The 18,098-nt window shown below is 70.9% G+C and carries 18 protein-coding genes; 13 read left to right on the top strand and 5 right to left on the bottom strand.

What is annotated here, in order from left to right; translation table 11 throughout:
• Positions 1–119: 119 nt before the first annotated feature.
• The 8 genes from HDC93_RS23670 (at position 120) to HDC93_RS23635 (ending at position 7,053) form a co-directional block, all read left to right on the top strand.
• Positions 120–764 carry an HAD family phosphatase gene (locus tag HDC93_RS23670; RefSeq protein ID WP_185012844.1) on the top strand — a complete coding sequence of 215 codons (645 nt, stop codon included), beginning with the start codon at positions 120–122 and terminating at the stop codon, positions 762–764.
• An 89-nt stretch (positions 765–853) separates the two neighbouring features.
• Entirely contained in the window at positions 854–2,074 is a 1,221-nt protein-coding gene (locus HDC93_RS23665; protein WP_185012843.1) for an MFS transporter, read from the top strand.
• Entirely contained in the window at positions 2,025–3,197 is a 1,173-nt protein-coding gene (locus HDC93_RS23660; protein WP_185012842.1) for an acetoin utilization protein AcuC, read from the top strand. The genes HDC93_RS23665 and HDC93_RS23660 overlap by 50 nt, the downstream gene beginning before the upstream one ends.
• A gap of 84 nt (positions 3,198–3,281) precedes the next feature.
• A complete protein-coding gene (locus HDC93_RS23655; RefSeq protein ID WP_185012841.1) occupies positions 3,282–4,097 on the top strand; it encodes a phosphatase in 816 nt (271 codons plus the stop codon).
• A gap of 129 nt (positions 4,098–4,226) precedes the next feature.
• On the top strand, positions 4,227–4,439 hold the full coding sequence (locus HDC93_RS23650) for a helix-turn-helix domain-containing protein (RefSeq protein WP_004984898.1): 213 nt from the start codon (positions 4,227–4,229) through the stop codon (positions 4,437–4,439).
• Between the two features lie 154 nt (positions 4,440–4,593).
• Positions 4,594–4,692, top strand: coding sequence for a 30S ribosomal protein bS22 (locus HDC93_RS23645; RefSeq protein ID WP_003948845.1), 99 nt, complete (start codon positions 4,594–4,596; stop codon positions 4,690–4,692).
• 229 nt (positions 4,693–4,921) lie between these two features.
• Positions 4,922–5,983, top strand: a complete 1,062-nt coding sequence (locus tag HDC93_RS23640) for an NAD-dependent epimerase/dehydratase family protein (protein ID WP_185012840.1) — start codon at positions 4,922–4,924, stop codon at positions 5,981–5,983.
• A 14-nt stretch (positions 5,984–5,997) separates the two neighbouring features.
• Entirely contained in the window at positions 5,998–7,053 is a 1,056-nt protein-coding gene (locus HDC93_RS23635) for a lysophospholipid acyltransferase family protein (RefSeq protein ID WP_185012839.1), read from the top strand.
• A gap of 237 nt (positions 7,054–7,290) precedes the next feature.
• Here HDC93_RS23635 and HDC93_RS23630 read toward each other — a convergent pair whose 3' ends face one another.
• The 3 genes from HDC93_RS23630 to HDC93_RS23620 all read right to left on the bottom strand — a co-directional run bounded on the left by HDC93_RS23630 (position 7,291) and on the right by HDC93_RS23620 (position 10,809).
• Positions 7,291–8,535 carry a DUF5667 domain-containing protein gene (locus HDC93_RS23630; RefSeq protein WP_185012838.1) on the bottom strand — a complete coding sequence of 415 codons (1,245 nt, stop codon included), beginning with the start codon at positions 8,533–8,535 and terminating at the stop codon, positions 7,291–7,293.
• Between the two features lie 236 nt (positions 8,536–8,771).
• Entirely contained in the window at positions 8,772–9,542 is a 771-nt protein-coding gene (locus HDC93_RS23625) for an ECF subfamily RNA polymerase sigma factor, BldN family (protein ID WP_030840376.1), read from the bottom strand.
• A gap of 349 nt (positions 9,543–9,891) precedes the next feature.
• Positions 9,892–10,809, bottom strand: a complete 918-nt coding sequence (locus tag HDC93_RS23620) for an HAD family phosphatase (protein ID WP_185012837.1) — start codon at positions 10,807–10,809, stop codon at positions 9,892–9,894.
• Between the two features lie 162 nt (positions 10,810–10,971).
• On the opposite strand from HDC93_RS23620, the gene HDC93_RS23615 reads away from it, so the two are divergent.
• The 5 genes from HDC93_RS23615 to HDC93_RS23595 all read left to right on the top strand — a co-directional run bounded on the left by HDC93_RS23615 (position 10,972) and on the right by HDC93_RS23595 (position 16,819).
• Positions 10,972–11,250, top strand: a complete 279-nt coding sequence (locus tag HDC93_RS23615) for a glutaredoxin family protein (protein WP_086603661.1) — start codon at positions 10,972–10,974, stop codon at positions 11,248–11,250.
• Positions 11,251–11,563: 313 nt separating this feature from the next.
• Complete coding sequence (locus tag HDC93_RS23610) at positions 11,564–12,328, top strand: redox-sensing transcriptional repressor Rex (protein ID WP_185012836.1); 765 nt, start codon at positions 11,564–11,566, stop codon at positions 12,326–12,328.
• Positions 12,325–14,124, top strand: coding sequence for a glutamyl-tRNA reductase (locus tag HDC93_RS23605; protein WP_185012835.1), 1,800 nt, complete (start codon positions 12,325–12,327; stop codon positions 14,122–14,124). Before HDC93_RS23610 ends, HDC93_RS23605 begins: the two co-directional genes overlap by 4 nt.
• A complete protein-coding gene (gene hemC, locus HDC93_RS23600; RefSeq protein ID WP_185012834.1) occupies positions 14,121–15,116 on the top strand; it encodes a hydroxymethylbilane synthase in 996 nt (331 codons plus the stop codon). The genes HDC93_RS23605 and hemC overlap by 4 nt, the downstream gene beginning before the upstream one ends.
• Entirely contained in the window at positions 15,113–16,819 is a 1,707-nt protein-coding gene (locus HDC93_RS23595; protein ID WP_185012833.1) for a bifunctional uroporphyrinogen-III C-methyltransferase/uroporphyrinogen-III synthase, read from the top strand. The genes hemC and HDC93_RS23595 overlap by 4 nt, the downstream gene beginning before the upstream one ends.
• 81 nt (positions 16,820–16,900) lie before the next feature.
• On the opposite strand, the gene HDC93_RS23590 is transcribed toward HDC93_RS23595, so the two are convergent.
• Both HDC93_RS23590 and HDC93_RS23585 read right to left on the bottom strand, forming a co-directional pair.
• A complete protein-coding gene (locus HDC93_RS23590) occupies positions 16,901–17,083 on the bottom strand; it encodes a DUF397 domain-containing protein (protein ID WP_185012832.1) in 183 nt (60 codons plus the stop codon).
• Entirely contained in the window at positions 17,080–17,913 is an 834-nt protein-coding gene (locus HDC93_RS23585; RefSeq protein WP_185012831.1) for a helix-turn-helix transcriptional regulator, read from the bottom strand. The genes HDC93_RS23590 and HDC93_RS23585 overlap by 4 nt, the downstream gene beginning before the upstream one ends.
• Positions 17,914–18,098: the final 185 nt, after the last annotated feature.

Genomic DNA, 18,098 nt, shown 5'->3' with positions numbered 1-18,098 from the left:
TACAGCGCCGATGGTACTGCAGGGGGGACCCTGTGGGAGAGTAGGACGCCGCCGAACAATCTTTGGGAAAACCCCCGCATCTTCGGATGCGGGGGCTTTCTGCGTTTAAGCTCGAATCCATGCGCTATGACCTCGTGATTTTCGACAACGACGGTGTGCTCGTCGACAGTGAGCCCATCTCCAACCGGTTGCTCGCGGCGTACCTCACCGAACTGGGGCACCCCACCTCCTACGAGGAGTCCATTCGTGACTACATGGGTTCGGCGATGCACCGCATTCACGAACTGGTCCTCGAGCGGACAGGACAGCAGTTGCCGCAGGACTTCGACGACGTCTTTCACACACGGGTGTTCGCGGCCTTCGAGCAGGAACTCGTGGCCGTGGCAGGGGCCTCCGAGGTGCTGGAGAAGCTGGCCGCCGACGGGGTGCCGTACTGCGTGGCATCCTCCGGAAGTCATGAGCGGATCCGCGTGGGACACCGGACGACCGGGCTCGACCGGTGGTTCGACGAGGAGCGGGTCTTCAGCTCGCAGGACGTCGGGCAGGGCAAGCCGGCCCCCGATCTCTTCCTGCACGCGGCCGAGCGGATGGGGGTCGCGCCGCAGCGATGCGTCGTCGTCGAGGACAGTCCGCTGGGGGTACAGGCGGCTGTCGCAGCCGGCATGGACGTGTACGGCTTCACCGCCATGACGCCCCCGGAGAAGCTCGCCGGGGCCACCCGGCTCTTCTCCGGCATGGGGGAGTTGCTCGACCTGCTGGTGTGAGCCGTTCCCGACGACCCGGCCGAAGCTGAGGAGAATTCACCTTTGGCTGGATCTACCCACGGGTAGGCCGGGGCCCTACGCTCGCCGCCATGACTGATGTGCTGCGGCGCGGCAGGGGCTCATTGGCGTTCAGCTTCCTGGTGCAGGGTGTCGCCTTCGCTCTGCTCGTGACGAGGATCCCGGCCATCCAGGACCGGTACGGGGTGTCCGACGCGCTGCTGCCCGCGTTTCTGGCCGCTGTGCCGATCCTCGCCGGGGTCGGGAGCGTGACCACCGAGCGGCTGGTGAAGCGGGTACGGCCGAGCCGGCTGCTGCGGTGGTCCCAGCCCGTGGTGCTGCTGTCGCTGCTCGGCGTCGGGGCCGGGGAGCGAATGGTGGAGCTCGGGATCGCGCTCGCGGCCTTCGGGCTCGCCGTCGGTGTGCTGGACGCGTCGATGAACATGCTCGGGGTGAGCCTGCAGCGGTCGTACGGGCGCAGCATCATGCTCAGTTTCCACGCGGCGTACAGCCTGGGCGGGATCGGCGGGGCCTCGCTGGCATGGGCGGGGGCGCACTGGCATCTGGCGTTGTGGGTGTCGTACCTGCCGGTCGTGCTGGTGCTGCTGCCGGCCGTGCTGGCGGGGAGCCGGTGGTACGTCGACGACCGGGGCGGTGCGGCGGGCGAGGCGGAGAAGCCGGCCGGGGAGGGCCAGGTCCTCGTCTTCAAGTGGCTGGTGCCGCTGTGTCTGGTGATGACGGTCGCGTACATCGGGGACTCGACGGTCTCCAACTGGAGCGCCAAGTACCTTCAGGACGTCCTCGGGAGCTCGGAGCAGATGGCGACCGTGCCGTACAACGTGTACATGGTCACCACGCTGCTGGGGCGGACGATCGGGGACCTCGGGGTGCGGAGGTTCGGGGCCGTGGCGGTCGTGCGGGCCGGGGCGCTGGTCGCGGCGGGCGGGTTCGCCGTGGTGGCCGCGGCGCCCGGGGCCTGGGCCGGGATGCTGGGGTTCACGCTGCTGGGACTGGGGTTGTGCGTGCTGGTGCCGCAGACGTTCGCGGCGGCCGGAAGGCTGTTCCCGGGGGCGTCGGACGCGGCCGTAGCGCGGCTGAATGTCTTCAACTACGTGGGGTTCTTGATCGGTTCGCCGTTGGTGGGCGCGCTCGGGGATCTGTGGAGCTACCGCGGGGCCATGCTCGTGCCGATGGTGTTGGTGCTGGTGACGCTGGTGTACGCCCGTTCGTTCGCGGCTCAACCGGACCGATACGGTGGCGGGCATGAGCGGCCGCGCACAGCTGATGTGGGACGAGGCAGTAACGGGCTATGACTTCGGTCCCGGGCACCCGATGGACCCGGTCCGGCTCGCCCTGACCCGGAGACTGGTCGACGCCTTCGGGCTGGACCGTGAGGTGGAGGTCGTCGCCGCGAAGGCGGCCGGGGAGTCGACGCTGCGGCTCGTCCACCGCCAGGACTACATCGGTGCGGTGAAGGCCGCGTCGGCGGATCCGGGGGCGGCGGACCAGTCGTACGGGCTGGGGACGATGGACGATCCGGCGTTCGCCGGGATGCATGAGGTGTCGTCGCTGATCGCCGGGCAGTCGGTGGGGGCGGCGGAGGCCGTGTGGCGGGGTGAGGCGCTGCACGCGGTGAACTTCGCGGGCGGGCTGCACCACGCGATGCCGGGCGGTGCGTCCGGGTTCTGCATCTACAACGACGCCTCGCTGGCGATCGCGCGGCTGCTGGAGCTCGGGGCGGAGCGGGTCGCGTACATCGACGTCGACGTGCATCACGGGGACGGGGTCCAGGCGGCGTTCTGGGAGGACCCGCGGGTGCTGACGATCTCGCTGCACGAGCATCCCCAGACGCTGTTCCCGCAGACCGGGTGGCCGGAGGAGACCGGGGCGGACTCCGCGGAGGGCTCGGCGGTGAACGTGGCGCTGCCGGCCGGGACGGGCGACGCGGGGTGGCTGCGGGCGTTCCACGCGGTCGTGCCGGAGCTGATCGCCGACTTCCGGCCTCAGGTGCTGGTGACGCAGCACGGGGCCGACACGCACTTCGAGGATCCGCTGGCGCACCTGGCGGTGTCGCTGGACGCGCAGCGGGCGGTGCAGGTGGCCTGTCACGACCTGGCGCACGAATACGCCGACGGGCGGTGGGTGGCCCTGGGCGGGGGCGGATACGCGGTGGTCGACGTGGTGCCGCGCTCCTGGACGCACCTGGTGGCGATCGCGGCCGGGCGGGCCGTGGAGCCCGAGGCGATGATCCCCGAGGGCTGGCGTCAGGAAGTGTTCGCGAAGACGCGGCAGTTGGCCCCGGCGCGGATGACGGACGGGCGCTGGCCCGTGGCCTGGTCGGGCTGGGACGAGGGGTACGACCCGGCGGACCGGCTGGACCAGGCGGTGCTGAAGACCCGGCGGGCGGTGTTCCCGCTGCGGGGGCTGCTGGCGTGAGGCAGTGCCGGCGGGCGTAGGCCGACCGTGCGGTCTTCGCGGGTTCTCGGGACAGGGGGAGTTCCGGTCACGCACGATCTTCTTGTGCTGACCACCGAAGCCCTGCGTGCGCATCTGGTGGGCGCTCGGCTCGCCGGGACCGTGGCGACCTCGCGGGAGGAGAGCCTGCGCAGTTACCGGCTCTTCGCCGCCCGGGACCCCCGGGTGCTGCTCGGCATTGATCCCGAAGCTGCCTGGGGGCAGCGGGAGTTGATCGAGCTGATGGCGGACCGGTGTGGCGTTTCGGCCGATTCCCGGTTGGTTTCCGGCCAGGACGTGATCGATCCGGAGCGGACCCTGGCGGGGCTGGACGCCTTCGCGGAACGTCTCGCCGAGGCCGCCGGGCGGGGTGCTCCCGTGCTTCTCGGGACCGGGCACCCGCACCGGCTGCTCGGCTTCTACGGCGCTCTGGCAGACGCGCTGTCGGCGGCTGGATGTGCCGTTCTCACCCCGGCGCAGGGTCGCCGTGTCGACATAACGACCCGGTTCGGCCTACGTACGTACAACCTCGACTACGTACGAGGAGTCGCGCTGGTGCGGTCCCCGGGCGTGGAACGCCCCGGTTGTGAGCCCGGCGCACATACGCACTCACCTCTCCCGGTTCGTACCGTACTGGCCGCTTGTGCGGAGGCCGGCGGGCCCCTTCCCAAGCTGGTGATCGGGGACCACGGGTGGGTCTGCGGGGCAGGTCAGCTCGGGTTCGAGGCCATCGGGCCGGCCGATACGGACGACCCGGCGCTGTTCGTGGGGGAGGCCGAGGGGTCCGTGGCCGTGGCCGTTCCACTTGATGACGGCGTGCGGTCCGATTACTACCTGCCACTTACCCGCTACGTACTCAATCGGGCGTGTCTGTCACAGTAGGCCGCCGATGGGTGCACCTCTTCCCCACTCGCATCACTGGCACCTACATTGGGGAGTGAGCACGCAGCGACGAAGAGTCACCGGAAGGGGAAGCCGGTGGCCGTCGAGTGCGGAAGGTTCAGGTGTGTCATGGCTGCAGCTGGCGAGAGGCCTCTGAACGAGGTTCAGTTCCTTACCGTGGCGGAAGTCGCCTCGGTGATGCGAGTGTCGAAGATGACCGTGTACCGGCTGGTGCACAGCGGTCATCTGCCCGCGATCCGTGTGGGGCGGTCCTTCCGCGTCCCGGAGCAAGCGGTTCACGAGTACCTCCGCGAGAGTTACGTGGGGGTGGAAACCGCCTGACGGCAGGGTCGGGGCGATCCCCACAGGGCACTCGGGATCCCCCCGGCCTCCTCGATTACGACCTCAGCGCTCGGACGGGTAGGCTGGCCCCTCGTAGGTCGTATGGGCCCATGGCGCCCAAACACCGAGTGATGAGAAGTGAGCGAGGGTAGTCGTGGGCTCTGTTATCAAGAAGCGGCGCAAGCGGATGGCGAAGAAGAAGCACCGCAAGCTGCTCAAGCGCACGCGCGTTCAGCGTCGCAACAAGAAGTAAGTTCGCGACGCGCGAGCCGCGAAAGCGTTGCTGTGGCCCCCCACCACCGGTGGGGGGCCACACGCATATCCGCCTCGGGCCCCGCGGCCGCGGCCCCGCGCTCCTGCGTCCGGCTGCTTCGGTCACTTCACGCATCGGGCGGTCATCACAGCGCAACGACAACCCGCTAAGTTGGCCCCACGGGGGAACGCGGCGGGGGGCAAGACGTTCTGGAAGGAAGGCGCTGATCTTGGGCAAGGTCGTGCTCGTGACCGGAGTGGCCCGCCAGCTGGGGAGCCGGTTCGTCCGGCGCATCCAGCGGGACCCCGAGGTGGACCGGGTCGTCGCCGTGGACGCGGTGCCGCCCGAGCACCATCTGGGCGGTGCGGACTTCGTCCAGGCCGACATCCGGCAGCCCGGGATCGCGCGGGTGCTCGCCGAAACGGGCGCCGACACGATCGTCCACCTGGACGTGACGGGCACACCGCTGGGCAGCGGCAACCGGGCCTCCCTGAAGGAGACCAACGTCATCGGCACCATGCAGTTGCTCGGTGCCTGCCAGAAGTCCCCGGCCGTGCAACGGCTGGTCGTGAAGTCCAGCACGAACGTCTACGGCTCCGCGCCCCGCGACCCGGCCGTGTTCACTGAGACGACCCCGCCCAAGTCCCTGCCCAGCGGCGGCTTCGCCAAGGACACCGTCGAGGTCGAGGGCTATGTCCGCGGCTTCGCGCGCCGCCGGCCCGACGTGGCCGTGTGTGTGCTGCGGTTCGCCAACATCCTGGGCCCGACCGCGGACACCCCGCTCGTCTCGTACTTCGCGCTGCCGGTCCTGCCGACGGTGTTCGGCTACGACCCGCGGCTGCAGTTCGTGCACGAGGACGACGTGATCGAGGTGCTGCGGATCGGCTCGCACGAACCCCGGCGGGGCACGCTCAACAGCGGCACCTTCAACATCGCGGGCGACGGTGTGCTGCTGCTCTCCCAGTGCTCCCGGCGCCTCGGGCGGCCCACGGTGCCGCTGCTGCTGCCGGCGGTCACATGGGCGGGCTCGCTGGTGCGTACGCTGGGCATGACGGACTTCTCGCCCGAGCAGATCCGGCTGCTCACACACGGCCGGGTGGTGGCCACGGGCCAGATGCGCGAAACGCTGGGATTCCAGCCCAAGTACACGACCGCGGAGACGTTCGCGGACTTCGCCCGCAGCCAGGGCCCCGGACTTCTTCCGCCGGAGGCCCTTGCGGGGGCCGTCGACCGGATCGCCGACTCGCCCCTCGCGGGCGGCGGACACTCCCCGACGCAGAGCGCCAACTGAGGAGCGCATCAACGATGGCGGACGCCAAGGTCATTCCGTTCGACGACGACCGGTCCCGCGGGAGCGCCGTGCAGCGCCCGCAGCGGCGCCGGGGCGCCGGGAACCGCCGCTCGGGCGCGGAGTCCGTGCCGGTGCGTGAGGTGCAGCCCCTGCCCACCAGGGCTGTTCCGCAGGATGATGTTCCTGTGACTTCCGATGAACAGCCGCCGGAGCCTTCCCGGGACGGCGAGGGCGGCCTGGAACGGCGGATCGCGGGCGGCCTGGCCTTCCTGCGCCGCCGCCTCACCGGGGACTACGAGGTCGACGACTTCGGCTACGACGAGGAACTCACCGACCAGGTCCTGATGTCCCTGCTGCGCCCCCTGTATGACACGTACTTCCGGGTCGAGGTGAAGGGCATCGAGAACATCCCCTCCGAGGGCGGCGCCCTGATCGTCGCCAACCACTCCGGCACGCTGCCGATGGACGGCCTGATGATGCAGGTCGCCGTGCACGACAACCACCCGGCGGGCCGGCATCTGCGGCTGCTGGCTGCGGACCTGGTGTTCATGCTGCCGGTGGTCAACGAGCTGGCCCGCAAGCTGGGTCACACCCTGGCGTGTGCCGAGGACGCGTCCCGGCTGCTGGAGCAGGGCGAGCTGGTCGGGGTGATGCCGGAGGGCTTCAAGGGTCTCGGCAAGCCCTTCGCGGACCGCTACAGGCTCCAGCGCTTCGGCCGCGGCGGTTTCGTCTCGACCGCCCTGCGCGCGGGGACGCCGATCGTGCCCTGCTCGATCGTCGGGGCGGAGGAGATCTACCCGATGATCGGCAACGCCAAGACGGTCGCGCGGGTGCTGGGCTTCCCGTACTTCCCGATCACGCCCACGTTCCCGTGGCTCGGGCCGCTCGGGGCGATCCCGCTGCCGACCAAGTGGACGATCCAGTTCGGCGAGCCGATCCCCACGGACGGCTATCCGCCGGAGGCGGCCGAGGACCCGATGCTGATGTTCAACCTGACCGACCAGGTCAGGGAGCAGATCCAGCACACGCTGTACAAACTGCTGGTGCAGAGGCGGTCGGTGTTCTTCTGACGCCGTCGTTCGCAACAGCCCGCCGGTTGCTCGGAGCCGCCGGACGGAGTCCGGCGCAGGTGTCTGAAGCCCGCGGAGCGGTGCGAGGGCAGCAGACAGGAGGGGCCAAGCTGCTGGTGCAGAAGCGGTCGGTGATCTTCTGAACCTGCCCGCGTACTGAGCCGGCCCGAGTACTGAGCCGACCCGCGTACGACGTTGGGGGCGCCCCTTGCCGAAGGGGCGCCCCCAACGTGCCGTTCAGTTCGCGTCCTCGCCGTCGATGCCCAGGCCGGGCAGCAATCCGGGCAGGAGCGGTGGGAGCGTCACATCCGGCTCGGGGACGGGTGTGTTGCCCCCCGCGGACGGAGAGGTGCTCGCCTCGCCGTCCTTGTCCTTCGGCGGGTCGAGGAGGCCACCGGTGTTGCCGCCGAGCAGGCCGTCGCTGCCGGAGCCGGCCGAGCGGCTGGGGCTGCCGCTGCCGGTTCGGCCCTCGTCGCTGAGCCTGCCGCCGCTGTCGCTGGGGCGGGTTGAGCGGTCCGTTCCGGAGGAGCCGCTGGGGGCCGACTCGGAGGCGCCGCGCCGTTTGCCGTCGCCGCCGCTCGTGGCCGGGGGCTCGGGCAGCAGGGACTGCAGCGGGGCGACGTCCTCGTCTATGGCGTCGAACACGGACGACACCTGCTCGGTGACGTCCCCGAGCTGGACGGGCAGTCGCTCGCGCAGTTCGCCCCAGGCCTCGCGGTGGGAGCGGGAGAACGCGGACAGGGCCTGGATGGGGCCCAGCGAGTCCGGGTCGCGCTCGTACGCCTCGCTCAGCAGCCGGTGGCCCTCCGACGCGTCGTGCCGCATGCCGGACAGGGCACGGCGGATCTCGCCGAGGGACTCGTGGTCCAGGGGGCCGCTGCGGCCGCGCTCCATCAGGCGGCGTGCCTCGCTGAACCGGGTGGAGGCGTGGTCGAGGTAGACCCGGCCGCGCTCGTCCGACCCGTCGGCGAGGCCGAGCGTGACGTCCTCGATGCCGCGCTTGAGGCCGTAGAGCGAGTCGCCGGGCAGGGCGTCCGAGCTGGCGGCGGAGACTCCGCCGAAGGCGCTCGCGGCCACCCCTACGCTGAGTCCGCCCGCGGTGAGGCCCTTGGCGAGCCGGGAACGCGGCCGGAACTTCTTCAGTGAACTCGCGCGGTGCGCGCCGCGAGCCCGGGATCGCTGCTCGGGGACCGCGCTGTCCGTCGCCCCGCCGCCCGCGGTGCCCTCCTGGAGCATGGCCTCGAAAGCGGCCACCAGCTGGGCCCGCTGGACGACCTTGACCTCCGGGTCGAGCTCCGGCTTGGGCAGCGCGCCGAGCCCCGAGGCGAGCGCCAGATGGCGGTCCTGCTCGCTCGGTTCCGCGGTCGCCGGGGCCGGTGCCGATCCTTCGGGCTGCTCGGCCGCCGTGCCCTGCTCGGGCTGCTCCTCCAGGGCCTGGGCGAAGGCGTTCGCCCGCCGGTGCGCCGATACGTTCGCGATCACTGGCGGCACCTCCTCTCGTCATGACGGTCGACTCCCCAGGGGGTCCTGAGGGTTGCACACCCTGACCGCGACCACACGATCGAGTGATCGGAGCCGGCCAGGGGGTGACCGCAGGGAGCCTGCATCCCGCACAACGAGCGGCGCGGCACTTGGGTTACGGACACCGGCTGATCGAATGCCGAAGTCAACGCGCCGTCACGGAACGTGAGTTGAATGTCGCCGAGTGTGCGGGGCGGTCAGCGGGCGTCTTCCGGGAGGAGCCGGGCGAGGGTGCGGACGGCCCGGTACTGGAGGGTCTTGATGGCGCCCTCGTTCTTGCCCATCACCCGGGCGGTCTCGGCGACGGAGAGGCCCTGGAGGAAGCGGAGCGTCACACACTCCTGCTGCTGCGGGTTGAGCCGCCGTACGGCGTCGAGCAGGGCGGCGTTGGAGAGGGACTCCAGGACGGAGTCCTCGGGGGAGCGCTCGACCTCGTTGGCGTCGAGCATCTCGCCGGTGGTGACCTCGAGGCGGAAGCGGCTGGACTTGAAGTGGTCCGCGACGAGGTTGCGGGCGATGGTCACGAGCCAGGCGCCGAAGTCCCGGCCCTGCCAGGTGAACGTGCCGATGCGGCGCAGGGCGCGCAGGAAGGTCTCGCTGGTGAGGTCCTCGGCGGTCGCTTTTCCTCCGACCCGGTAGTAGATGTACCGGTAGACAGTGTCGCTGTACTGGTCGTAGAGGCGGCCGAAGGCGTCGGACTCGCCGGCCTGGGCGCGCTCCACGAGGTCCATCATCCGGGCGCTGTCGCTGTCCGCCGCCGGGCGGCGGGCGGTGGCCGCCCCGGACGGGCGGCCTCGTCTGCCGACCGCGGCGCTGCCGTCTGCCAGTGCGTAGCACGGGCCGACGGGCGCGGCGGTGGCGAATGCGGGGACGGCGTACGCGGTGGGGACGAAGCCGCGCAACAGGTCTTGGACCGTTGCGCGCAGCGTAGCCAGGCCCGAGGCGTCAACCCCGACGTGTGGGTACACGGGACTCCCAGAGGCAGAGCTTCCATCACGTGCAGTGCGGGACCTTTCACCCGTCGTAGCGACGGAGGGGTACCGGTTTGCGTCTGAGGAGAATAACGCTTCGTGTAGGCCCTGCTACACCGAGTTGCTCAAATCATCGATTACGTCGCTTCCGTAACCGATTGACGCCGCATCAAGTGCCGGAGAGTGTGCGGTTGTTGATCGAAAGGGTTCGGATTGCGGCTGAGTCCGGGGCGTGTTGTGGCCGTGTGCAGCCAAGAGGACTGGATACGAGGTTGTGGGGGTACGCCAGTTGGATTTACGGCGATTGTCAGGCCGTAAACGATGGTGTCTCGGTTTGATCGGTTGGTCAGCGGCGACGGCGGTGCAGGGCGATGGCGGCCGCGGTGCCGCCGGCCACCGCGCCGACGCCCGCCGCGGCCGGGATGCCGACCTTGGCGGCCTTGCGGCCCGTGCGGTAGTCGCGCAGCCGCCAGTCCAGCCGGCGGGCGTGCTTGCGCAGCTTGCTGTCCGGGTTGATGGCGTAGGGGTGGCCGACCAGCGAGAGCATCGGGATGTCGTTGTGCGAGTCGCTGTAGGCGGCGCAGCGGCCGAGGTCCAGGCCCTCTGCGGCGGCCAGGGCGCGGACGGCCTCGGCCTTCGCGGGGCCGTGCAGCGGTTCGCCGACGAGTTTGCCGGTGTAGACGCCGTCGACGGACTCGGCGACCGTGCCCAGGGCGCCGGTCAGGCCGAGGCGGCGGGCGATGACCGTGGCGATCTCGACGGGGGCGGCCGTCACCAGCCACACCTTCTGGCCGGCGTCCAGGTGGGCCTGGGCGAGGGCGCGGGTGCCGGGCCAGATGCGCTCGGCCATGTACTCGTCGTAGATCTCCTCGCCGATCGACTGCAGTTCGGCGACGCGGTGGCCCTGGACGATCGAGAGGGCCGAGTCGCGGGCCTCCTGCATGTGTTCGGGGTCCTCGACGCCGGCGAGGCGGAACCATGCCTGCTGCCAGGCGAACTTCGCGAGCTCGCGCGTCTCGAAGAACTTCCGTTTGTACAGGCCGCGTCCGAAGTGGAAGAGGGCCGCGCCCTGCATGACGGTGTTGTCCAGGTCGAAGAAGGCGGCGGCCTGGTCGTCGCCGTGCACCGGGAACTGCGGTTCCTCGGTCGTGCCGGCGACCTCCTGCGTGGACTTGCGGGCTGCCTCCGCCGAGGCCTCGCCTGCCAACACGCTCCGCGCCGTGGCGGAGCGCCTACGGGGAGTGAGCCATCCTAGAGCGGCCATGGCGTGAGCATAGCCAGTTTGTTCGGGGGTTCCGGAGTCGGAAGGTTGGGAGCCTGTGAACTCTCGGCAAGCGTGTCGTTAAAGATGCCGCACGGGGTGGGCGTGGTCGGCGCGTCCCCTGGCGCTTTCGCGAGGGTTCCGCCCGGGCGCGGCCGCGCGACAATGGCCGACATGAGTCCCCTCTTCCGTCGCAGGCCCCCTCGGGACCGGCTCGTCACCCTGATCCGCAAGCCCGGCTGTCATCTGTGTGATGACGCACAGGTCGTTGTGGAGAAGGTGTGCGGTGATCTCGGAGTCCCCTGGGAGCAGAAGGACATCACCGAGGATCGGGAACTGCACGACCAGTACTGGGAGCAGATCCCGGTCGTGCTGGTGGACGGCAGGCAGCACACGTTCTGGCGCGTGAACGAGGACCGCCTGCGCAAGGCGCTGACCGACTGATCCCGCCCGGTCAGCGACTGACCGATCAGTCCAAAGTGGCCGGGGAGTCGCTTAGGATCGATGGTGACTTGGTCTCGGGGGCGGGATTCACTGAGGAGAGTGTGCGGTTTTGCCCCCGAAAGACAAGGAACGGTGGTGCACATACGCCGGTTCCCTGCGCGTGCGCCGGGGGCGCGTGACCCCGGTCACGTTGGCCGGGCAAATCGGACACCATCTTTGTGCACGCGTTCACAAAGACATAGCCTGCTTTCGACGGGGCGGTCATGTAGGGACGTATGACCGCCTACAGCCCCGCTCTACCCGCAGGAGCACCGTGGCAACTGGCCGAACTCACCGACCGGCGACCCGCAGCCGAGGGATTCCCGAGGCCACCGTCGCCCGGCTTCCGCTGTACCTCCGCGCTCTGACCGCGTTGTCGGAGCGCTCGGTGCCCACGGTCTCCTCCGAGGAGCTCGCGGCCGCCGCGGGGGTCAACTCCGCGAAGCTGCGCAAGGACTTCTCCTACCTCGGGTCGTACGGGACCAGGGGTGTCGGCTACGACGTCGAGTATCTCGTGTACCAGATCTCCCGCGAACTGGGGCTCACCCAGGACTGGCCGGTTGTGATCGTCGGTATCGGTAACCTCGGCGCCGCCCTCGCCAACTACGGCGGGTTCGCCTCCCGTGGATTCCGGGTCGCCGCTCTGATCGACGCCGACCCGGCCATGGCCGGCAAGCCCGTCGCGGGGATCCCGGTGCAGCACTCCGACGACCTGGAGAAGATCATCCAGGACAACGGCGTGTCCATCGGTGTCATCGCCACCCCCGCCGGTGCCGCCCAGGCGGTCTGCGAGCGGCTCGTGGCCGCCGGTGTCACCTCCATCCTGAACTTCGCGCCGACCGTGCTGTCCGTCCCCGAGGGCGTCGACGTACGCAAGGTCGACCTCTCCATCGAGCTGCAGATCCTCGCCTTCCATGAGCAGCGCAAGGCCGGGGAGGAGGCCGCCGCCTCCGACGGGGGCGTCCCCACCGCCGCCGCCCGCAGCGACTCCGCCGACCAGGGGCCCGACGGGGACATGCCCGCGGTGATGCCGGCATGAGCCTCCTCGTCGTCGGACTCAGCCACCGCAGCGCCCCGGTCAGCGTGCTGGAGCGGGCCGCGCTGACCGCGGACGCGCAGGTCAAGCTGCTCCAGGACACGGTCGCCGCCGAACCGGCCACCGAGGCCGCGGTGCTCGCCACCTGCAACCGCATCGAGCTCTACGCCGACGTGGACAAGTTCCACGCCGGTGTCGCCGAGCTGTCCACGCTGCTCGCCCAGCACAGCGGCGTCGGCCTGGAGGAGCTCACCCCTTATCTCTACGTGCACTACGAGGACCGGGCCGTCCACCACCTGTTCTCGGTGGCCTGCGGGCTGGACTCGATGGTCGTCGGCGAGGGGCAGATCCTCGGCCAGATCAAGGACTCCCTGGCCCGGGCGCAGGACCTGCAGTCCGCCGGCCGGCTCCTGAACGACCTGTTCCAGCAGGCCCTGCGGGTCGGCAAGCGCGCCCACTCCGAGACCGGCATCGACCGCGCCGGCCAGTCCCTGGTCACCTTCGGCCTGGAGCAGCTGGCCCGGGGCGGGGACGTACAGCAGTGGGCGCGGGGCAAGAAGGCCCTGGTCATCGGGGCCGGGTCGATGTCCTCCCTGGCCGCCGCCACGCTCGCGCGGGCCGGGGTCGCAGAGATCGTCGTCGCCAACCGCACCCTGGACCGCGCCGAGCGCCTCGCCCACCTGCTCGAAGAGCAGTACGGGCAACGTCTCATGGACGGCGACGACACGGACGTGGCGGCCCGCGCGGTACCGATGGAGTCGGTGCCGGCCGAGCTGACACGTGCCGACGTCACCGTCTCCTGCACGGGTGCGACGGGCCTGGTCCTGACGGCCGAGTCGGTCGCCGAGGCAGTCGAGGGCCGTACGCCCGCGCCGGCCGCCGGGTCCGGCGAGGACGGACCGGGGGCGCCGGGCGGCGAGTCCGGCTCCGCGACCGGTTCCGGGGCGCAGCGCGGCGGTGCGTCGGGCACCAGCCTGGGCATCGAGGACGGCTGTCCGCTCGACCTCTCCGCGGTGCAGGGCACCGCCGGGTTCTCCGTGCTGGGAGAGGCCGCCGTGGCCGGGATGGCCGCCGCGGACCTCGAACAGCACGCGGCGTGGGTGGACAACGGCTCGGCGGGCGGCGACCGGCGTGCCGCGGGCGGTACGGCCCGGCCGGGACAGACCGGCACGCTCGACCCGGCCGCGGACACCGACGCCATCGCCGCGCTCGCCGCGACCGTCGCCACCGTCGGGCGGATCCCCGAGCGGCGCCGGCCCGAGCGGGCCGAGGAGCCGCAGCGGCCCGAGCCCGTGCTCTTCCTGCTGGACCTCGCGATGCCGCGCGACATCGACGCGGCCGTGCACCGGCTGGCCGGGGTGCGGCTGGTGGACATCGAGTCGCTGGCGGAGGCCTCCGCGGGCGCTCCGATGGCTGCCGATGTGGACCAGGTACGGCGTATCGTCTCCGACGAGGTCGCGGCCTTCGGGGCAGCACTGCGGGCCGCGCACATCACACCGACCGTGGTCGCCCTGCGCACCATGGCCGCCGATGTCGTGGCCGGCGAGATCGCCCGGCTGGACGGTCGGCTGCCCGGTCTCGACGACAAACACCGAGCGGAGATCACCCAGACCGTGCGGCGCGTGGTCGACAAACTGCTCCACGCGCCGACCGTGCGGGTCAAGCAACTCGCGGCCGAACCCGGCGGCGCCGGGTACGCGGACGCACTGCGGACCCTGTTCGACCTCGACCCCGAGACGGTGGCCGCCGTCTCCCGGGCCGAGGACAGCACCACCGAGAAAGACCGAGGGCCGGCATGACCGACAAGACGCTGAGGCTCGGCACCCGGCGCAGCAGGCTCGCCATGGCCCAGTCCGGCCAGGTGGCGGAAGCCGTGAGCCGGGTGACCGGGCGGCCCGTCGAGCTCGTCGAGATCACCACGTACGGCGACACCTCGCGCGAGCAGCTCGCCCAGATCGGCGGCACCGGCGTGTTCGTGACCGCCCTGCGCGACGCGCTCCTCAAGGGCGAGGTCGACTTCGCGGTGCACTCGTTGAAGGACCTGCCGACCACGCAGCCCGACGACCTGGTCGTCGCGGCCGTGCCGGTGCGCGAGGACCCGCGGGACGTGATCGTCGCCCGGGACGCGCTGAAGTTCACCGACCTGCCCTCCGGGGCCCGCATCGGTACGGGTTCCCCGCGCCGCATGGCGCAGCTCAACGCGTACGCCCGCAGCCACGGCCTGGACATAGCGACGGTCCCGATCCGCGGCAACGTCGACACCCGCATCGGGTTCGTGCGCAGCGGAGAGCTCGACGCCGTCGTGCTGGCCGCCGCCGGACTCAACCGGATCGGCCGCGGCGACGAAGTGACCGACTTCCTGTCGGTCGACACGGTTTTGCCCGCCCCCGGCCAGGGGGCCCTGGCGATCGAGTGCACCGCGGGCAACGCGGACCTCATCGCCGCGCTCGCCGAACTCGACGACCCGTTCACGCGGATCGCCGTGACGGCCGAGCGATCACTGCTCGCCGCCCTGGAGGCCGGCTGCAGCGCTCCCGTGGGCGCTTTGGCCGACTTGCCCCCACTCCCGGATCCGCTCGAGCGGGGGGACCCCCAGGCCGACGGGCAGATTGTCAAGGAAATGCGCCTGCGCGGCGTCGTCGGGACCACCGACGGCACGCGCATGGTGCAGCTGTCCACCACCGGTCCCGTGCCCGAGACGTACGACGGGGCAATGGCGCTCGGTCGCGAACTCGCCGCCGAGATGCTCGCCCAGGGCGCGGCCGGTCTGATGGGGGAGCGAGCACATTGAGCCCCACCACCCTTTCCGCCGGTCCTGAACACGGGCACGTCACCTTCCTGGGTGCCGGACCCGGAGATCCGGGACTGCTGACTCTGCGCGCCGTGGAGGCGCTGGCGAACGCGGACGTCCTCGTCGCCGAGCACGAGGTGCTCGACGTCGTACGTCAGCACGCCAGGCAGGGCGTGTCCGAAGTGCACACGGACCCTGATCCTTCCCAGGATCCGGCACCGGGCACAGGAACGCCCCAGCTGACGGTAGTTGACGGCACGTCAACCACCGTCGCCGCCCCCGCGGTGCGGGATGCCGCACATCTTGTCATGGAGGCCGCACGGGGCGGCAGGCGGGTCGTGCGTGCGGTGTCCGGGGACCCGGGCCTCGACACGTACGCCGCCGAGGAGATGCTGGCGTGCGCCGCCGCCGGGGTGCCCTTCGAGGTCGTCCCCGGCATCGCGAGCGCCGTCGGCGTGCCCGCGTACGCCGGTGTGCCGCTGCGTGACGCGCAGGGCGCGGACGTGCGGTTCGTGGACGCGCGGACGGCGTCGGACCGGTGCTGGACGGAGGTCGGGGTGTCGGACGGCACGGTCGTCGTGTCCACGACGCTGGACTCCGTCGCCGCGGCGGCCGGCGAGCTCGTCTCCGCCGGGCGCAAGCCGGACACCCCGATGACGGTCACCGTCGCCGGCACCACCACCCGGCAGCGCACCTGGAGCGCCACGCTCGGCACGATCGCGCAGACGCTGAAGCAGCTCAAGGTGCTGCCCTCGCCCGACGGCGGCCGGCCGGTGATAGCCGTGGTCGGTGAGCGTTCCGCCGCCGCCCAGCGCGACCAGCTCGCGTGGTTCGAGTCCAAGCCGCTGTTCGGCTGGAAGGTGCTCGTGCCGCGGACCAAGGAGCAGGCGGCGTCGCTCTCCGACCAGCTGCGGTCGTACGGGGCCGTGCCGCACGAGGTGCCGACGATCGCCGTCGAGCCGCCGCGCACGCCCCAGCAGATGGAGCGCGCGGTCAAGGGGCTCGTCACGGGCCGCTACGAGTGGATCGCCTTCACCTCGGTCAACGCGGTCAAGGCCGTGCGGGAGAAGTTCGAGGAGTACGGGCTCGACGCGCGTGCCTTCGCGGGCATCAAGGTCGCGGCCGTCGGCGAGCAGACGGCGAAGGCGCTGATCGCGTTCGGCGTGAAGCCGGACCTGGTGCCGAGCGGTGAGCAGTCGGCCGCCGGTCTGCTGGAGGACTGGCCGCCCTACGACCCGGTCTTCGACCCGATCGACAGAGTGTTCCTGCCGCGTGCCGACATCGCCACGGAGACGCTGGTCGCCGGGCTGATCGAGCTCGGCTGGGAGGTCGACGACGTCACGGCCTACCGGACCGTGCGGGCCTCGCCGCCGCCGGCGGAGACCCGCGAGGCGATCAAGGGCGGTGGCTTCGACGCCGTTCTCTTCACCTCGTCGTCCACGGTGCGGAACCTGGTCGGCATCGCCGGCAAGCCGCACAACGTCACCGTGATCGCCTGTATCGGCCCGGCCACGGCGAAGACCGCCGAGGAGCACGGGCTCCGGGTGGACGTCATGGCTCCCGAGCCGTCCGTGCACAAGCTGGCAGAGGCCCTCGCTGACTTCGGCGCCAAGCGCCGGGCGGCGGCCCTGGAGGCCGGGGACCCGGTGACGCGGCCGAGCGAGCGGCGGCCGGGGGCGCGGCGGAGGCGGTCCACGACCTGAGCCGACCGGCCGGACCCGGCCGACCTGACCCGACGAGCGGGGCGAACCGCGATCAGCGTGTTCGCCCCGCTCGGGCTGTCGTCAGTGCGCGGAGGCATACGGCAGGAAGCTCGCCCAGGTGGTGGGGGTGAGGGCGAGGCGGGGGCCGTGAGGGTTCTTGGAGTCGCGGACGAGGACCCGGGTCTCGTCCGGGGTCGCCACCTCGACGCAGTCGGGGCCCTCGTCCGTGCTGTAGCTGCTCTTTGTCCACACGAGGTCGGTCATGTCTCTCCAAGCACTTTCTCGATGAGGGTCATCGGCTCTCGTGGGCTGAGAGCCTGCGCCCGGATGGTCCCATAACGAATGTCGAGGAACTGCACTTCCTTCGGATCGGCGATCACACGGCTGATGTGCTGCACCTCCACGTGCCCGACCGTGGTGCCGTCCTTGAGCCTGAGCAGCCTGAACGGCCCGGCGAGACCTGAGTTCTCCTCCCGGCTCAGCGGCAGTACCTGAAGGTCGACGTTGGGCAACTCGGCCACCTCCAGTAGTCGTTCGAGCTGTTCGCGCATGACCATCCTGCCCCCGATGGGCCTGCGCAGCGTCGACTCACACTGGACAAAAGTGAAGAGCGGGCGGGCTGTCGTGTCGCTGACGATCTCCTGACGCGCCACACGGGCTGACAACCGTTGTTCGAGTTCGTCCGTCGAGAAGGGCGGTCGGCGAGCGCTGAACACTGCCCGTGCGTACGCCTGGGTCTGCAACAGCCCATGGACGACGGAGTTGTTGTAGGCCCCCAATTCGACGGCCTCCGCCTCCAGTTTCTTCAGGTCCCGCACCTTCTTCTGATACCGGGCCTCCACCACGTCCCTCCTCATCGCGGCGATCTTCCCGTCCGCGCCCAGCGCCTCGTCCGCCGCGTCCAGGTACTCCGGCCGTGGAATCCGCCGTCCCCGCTCCACCGACGAGACCAGGTCCTCGCCGTACCCGATCGCCGCCCCGAACTCCGCCTGGGTGAGGCCTGCCGCCTCTCGCCACAGCTTCAACTGCCGCGTGACCGTGCGCATCACGGCCCCGGCCTCGTCGTCGTCCAGCCCCGCTTCCCACCCGCTCATGCTCGCCGCCCTCCCGTCGCGCGCCCTTCCCCGGACCAACTCCGGCCGGTGTCAGTCGGTCACGCCGGACAGCCCGGACGGAATCCGGACACCTCCCGTACAGCTTCCGGCCGTACGAACCGTCATCGCTTTACGTACTGCGCGCCAGTGGAGGCACTGAGTGACGAGAGCCCGGCATGAGCCGG

The organism is Streptomyces sp. AK010, from assembly GCF_014207295.1.
In the GTDB taxonomy this organism is placed as follows: Bacteria; Actinomycetota; Actinomycetes; order Streptomycetales; family Streptomycetaceae; genus Streptomyces; species Streptomyces massasporeus.
The sequence above is the reverse complement of the archived record's forward strand: the minus strand, read 5'-3'. Positions and strand labels throughout refer to the sequence as shown.

Bases quoted from the DNA above. Each gene is read 5' to 3' on its own strand.
- HDC93_RS23670 (WP_185012844.1), top strand. From the start codon at position 120: ATGCGCTATGACCTCGTGATTTTCGACAACGACGGTGTGCTCGTCGAC.
- HDC93_RS23665 (WP_185012843.1), top strand. From the start codon at position 854: ATGACTGATGTGCTGCGGCGCGGCAGGGGCTCATTGGCGTTCAGCTTC.
- HDC93_RS23660 (WP_185012842.1), top strand. From the start codon at position 2,025: ATGAGCGGCCGCGCACAGCTGATGTGGGACGAGGCAGTAACGGGCTAT.
- HDC93_RS23650 (WP_004984898.1), top strand. From the start codon at position 4,227: ATGGCTGCAGCTGGCGAGAGGCCTCTGAACGAGGTTCAGTTCCTTACC.
- HDC93_RS23635 (WP_185012839.1), top strand. From the start codon at position 5,998: ATGGCGGACGCCAAGGTCATTCCGTTCGACGACGACCGGTCCCGCGGG.
- HDC93_RS23620 (WP_185012837.1), bottom strand. From the start codon at position 10,809: ATGGCCGCTCTAGGATGGCTCACTCCCCGTAGGCGCTCCGCCACGGCG.
- HDC93_RS23615 (WP_086603661.1), top strand. From the start codon at position 10,972: ATGGCCGACATGAGTCCCCTCTTCCGTCGCAGGCCCCCTCGGGACCGG.
- HDC93_RS23605 (WP_185012835.1), top strand. From the start codon at position 12,325: ATGAGCCTCCTCGTCGTCGGACTCAGCCACCGCAGCGCCCCGGTCAGC.
- hemC (WP_185012834.1), top strand. From the start codon at position 14,121: ATGACCGACAAGACGCTGAGGCTCGGCACCCGGCGCAGCAGGCTCGCC.
- HDC93_RS23590 (WP_185012832.1), bottom strand. From the start codon at position 17,083: ATGACCGACCTCGTGTGGACAAAGAGCAGCTACAGCACGGACGAGGGC.
- HDC93_RS23585 (WP_185012831.1), bottom strand. From the start codon at position 17,913: ATGAGCGGGTGGGAAGCGGGGCTGGACGACGACGAGGCCGGGGCCGTG.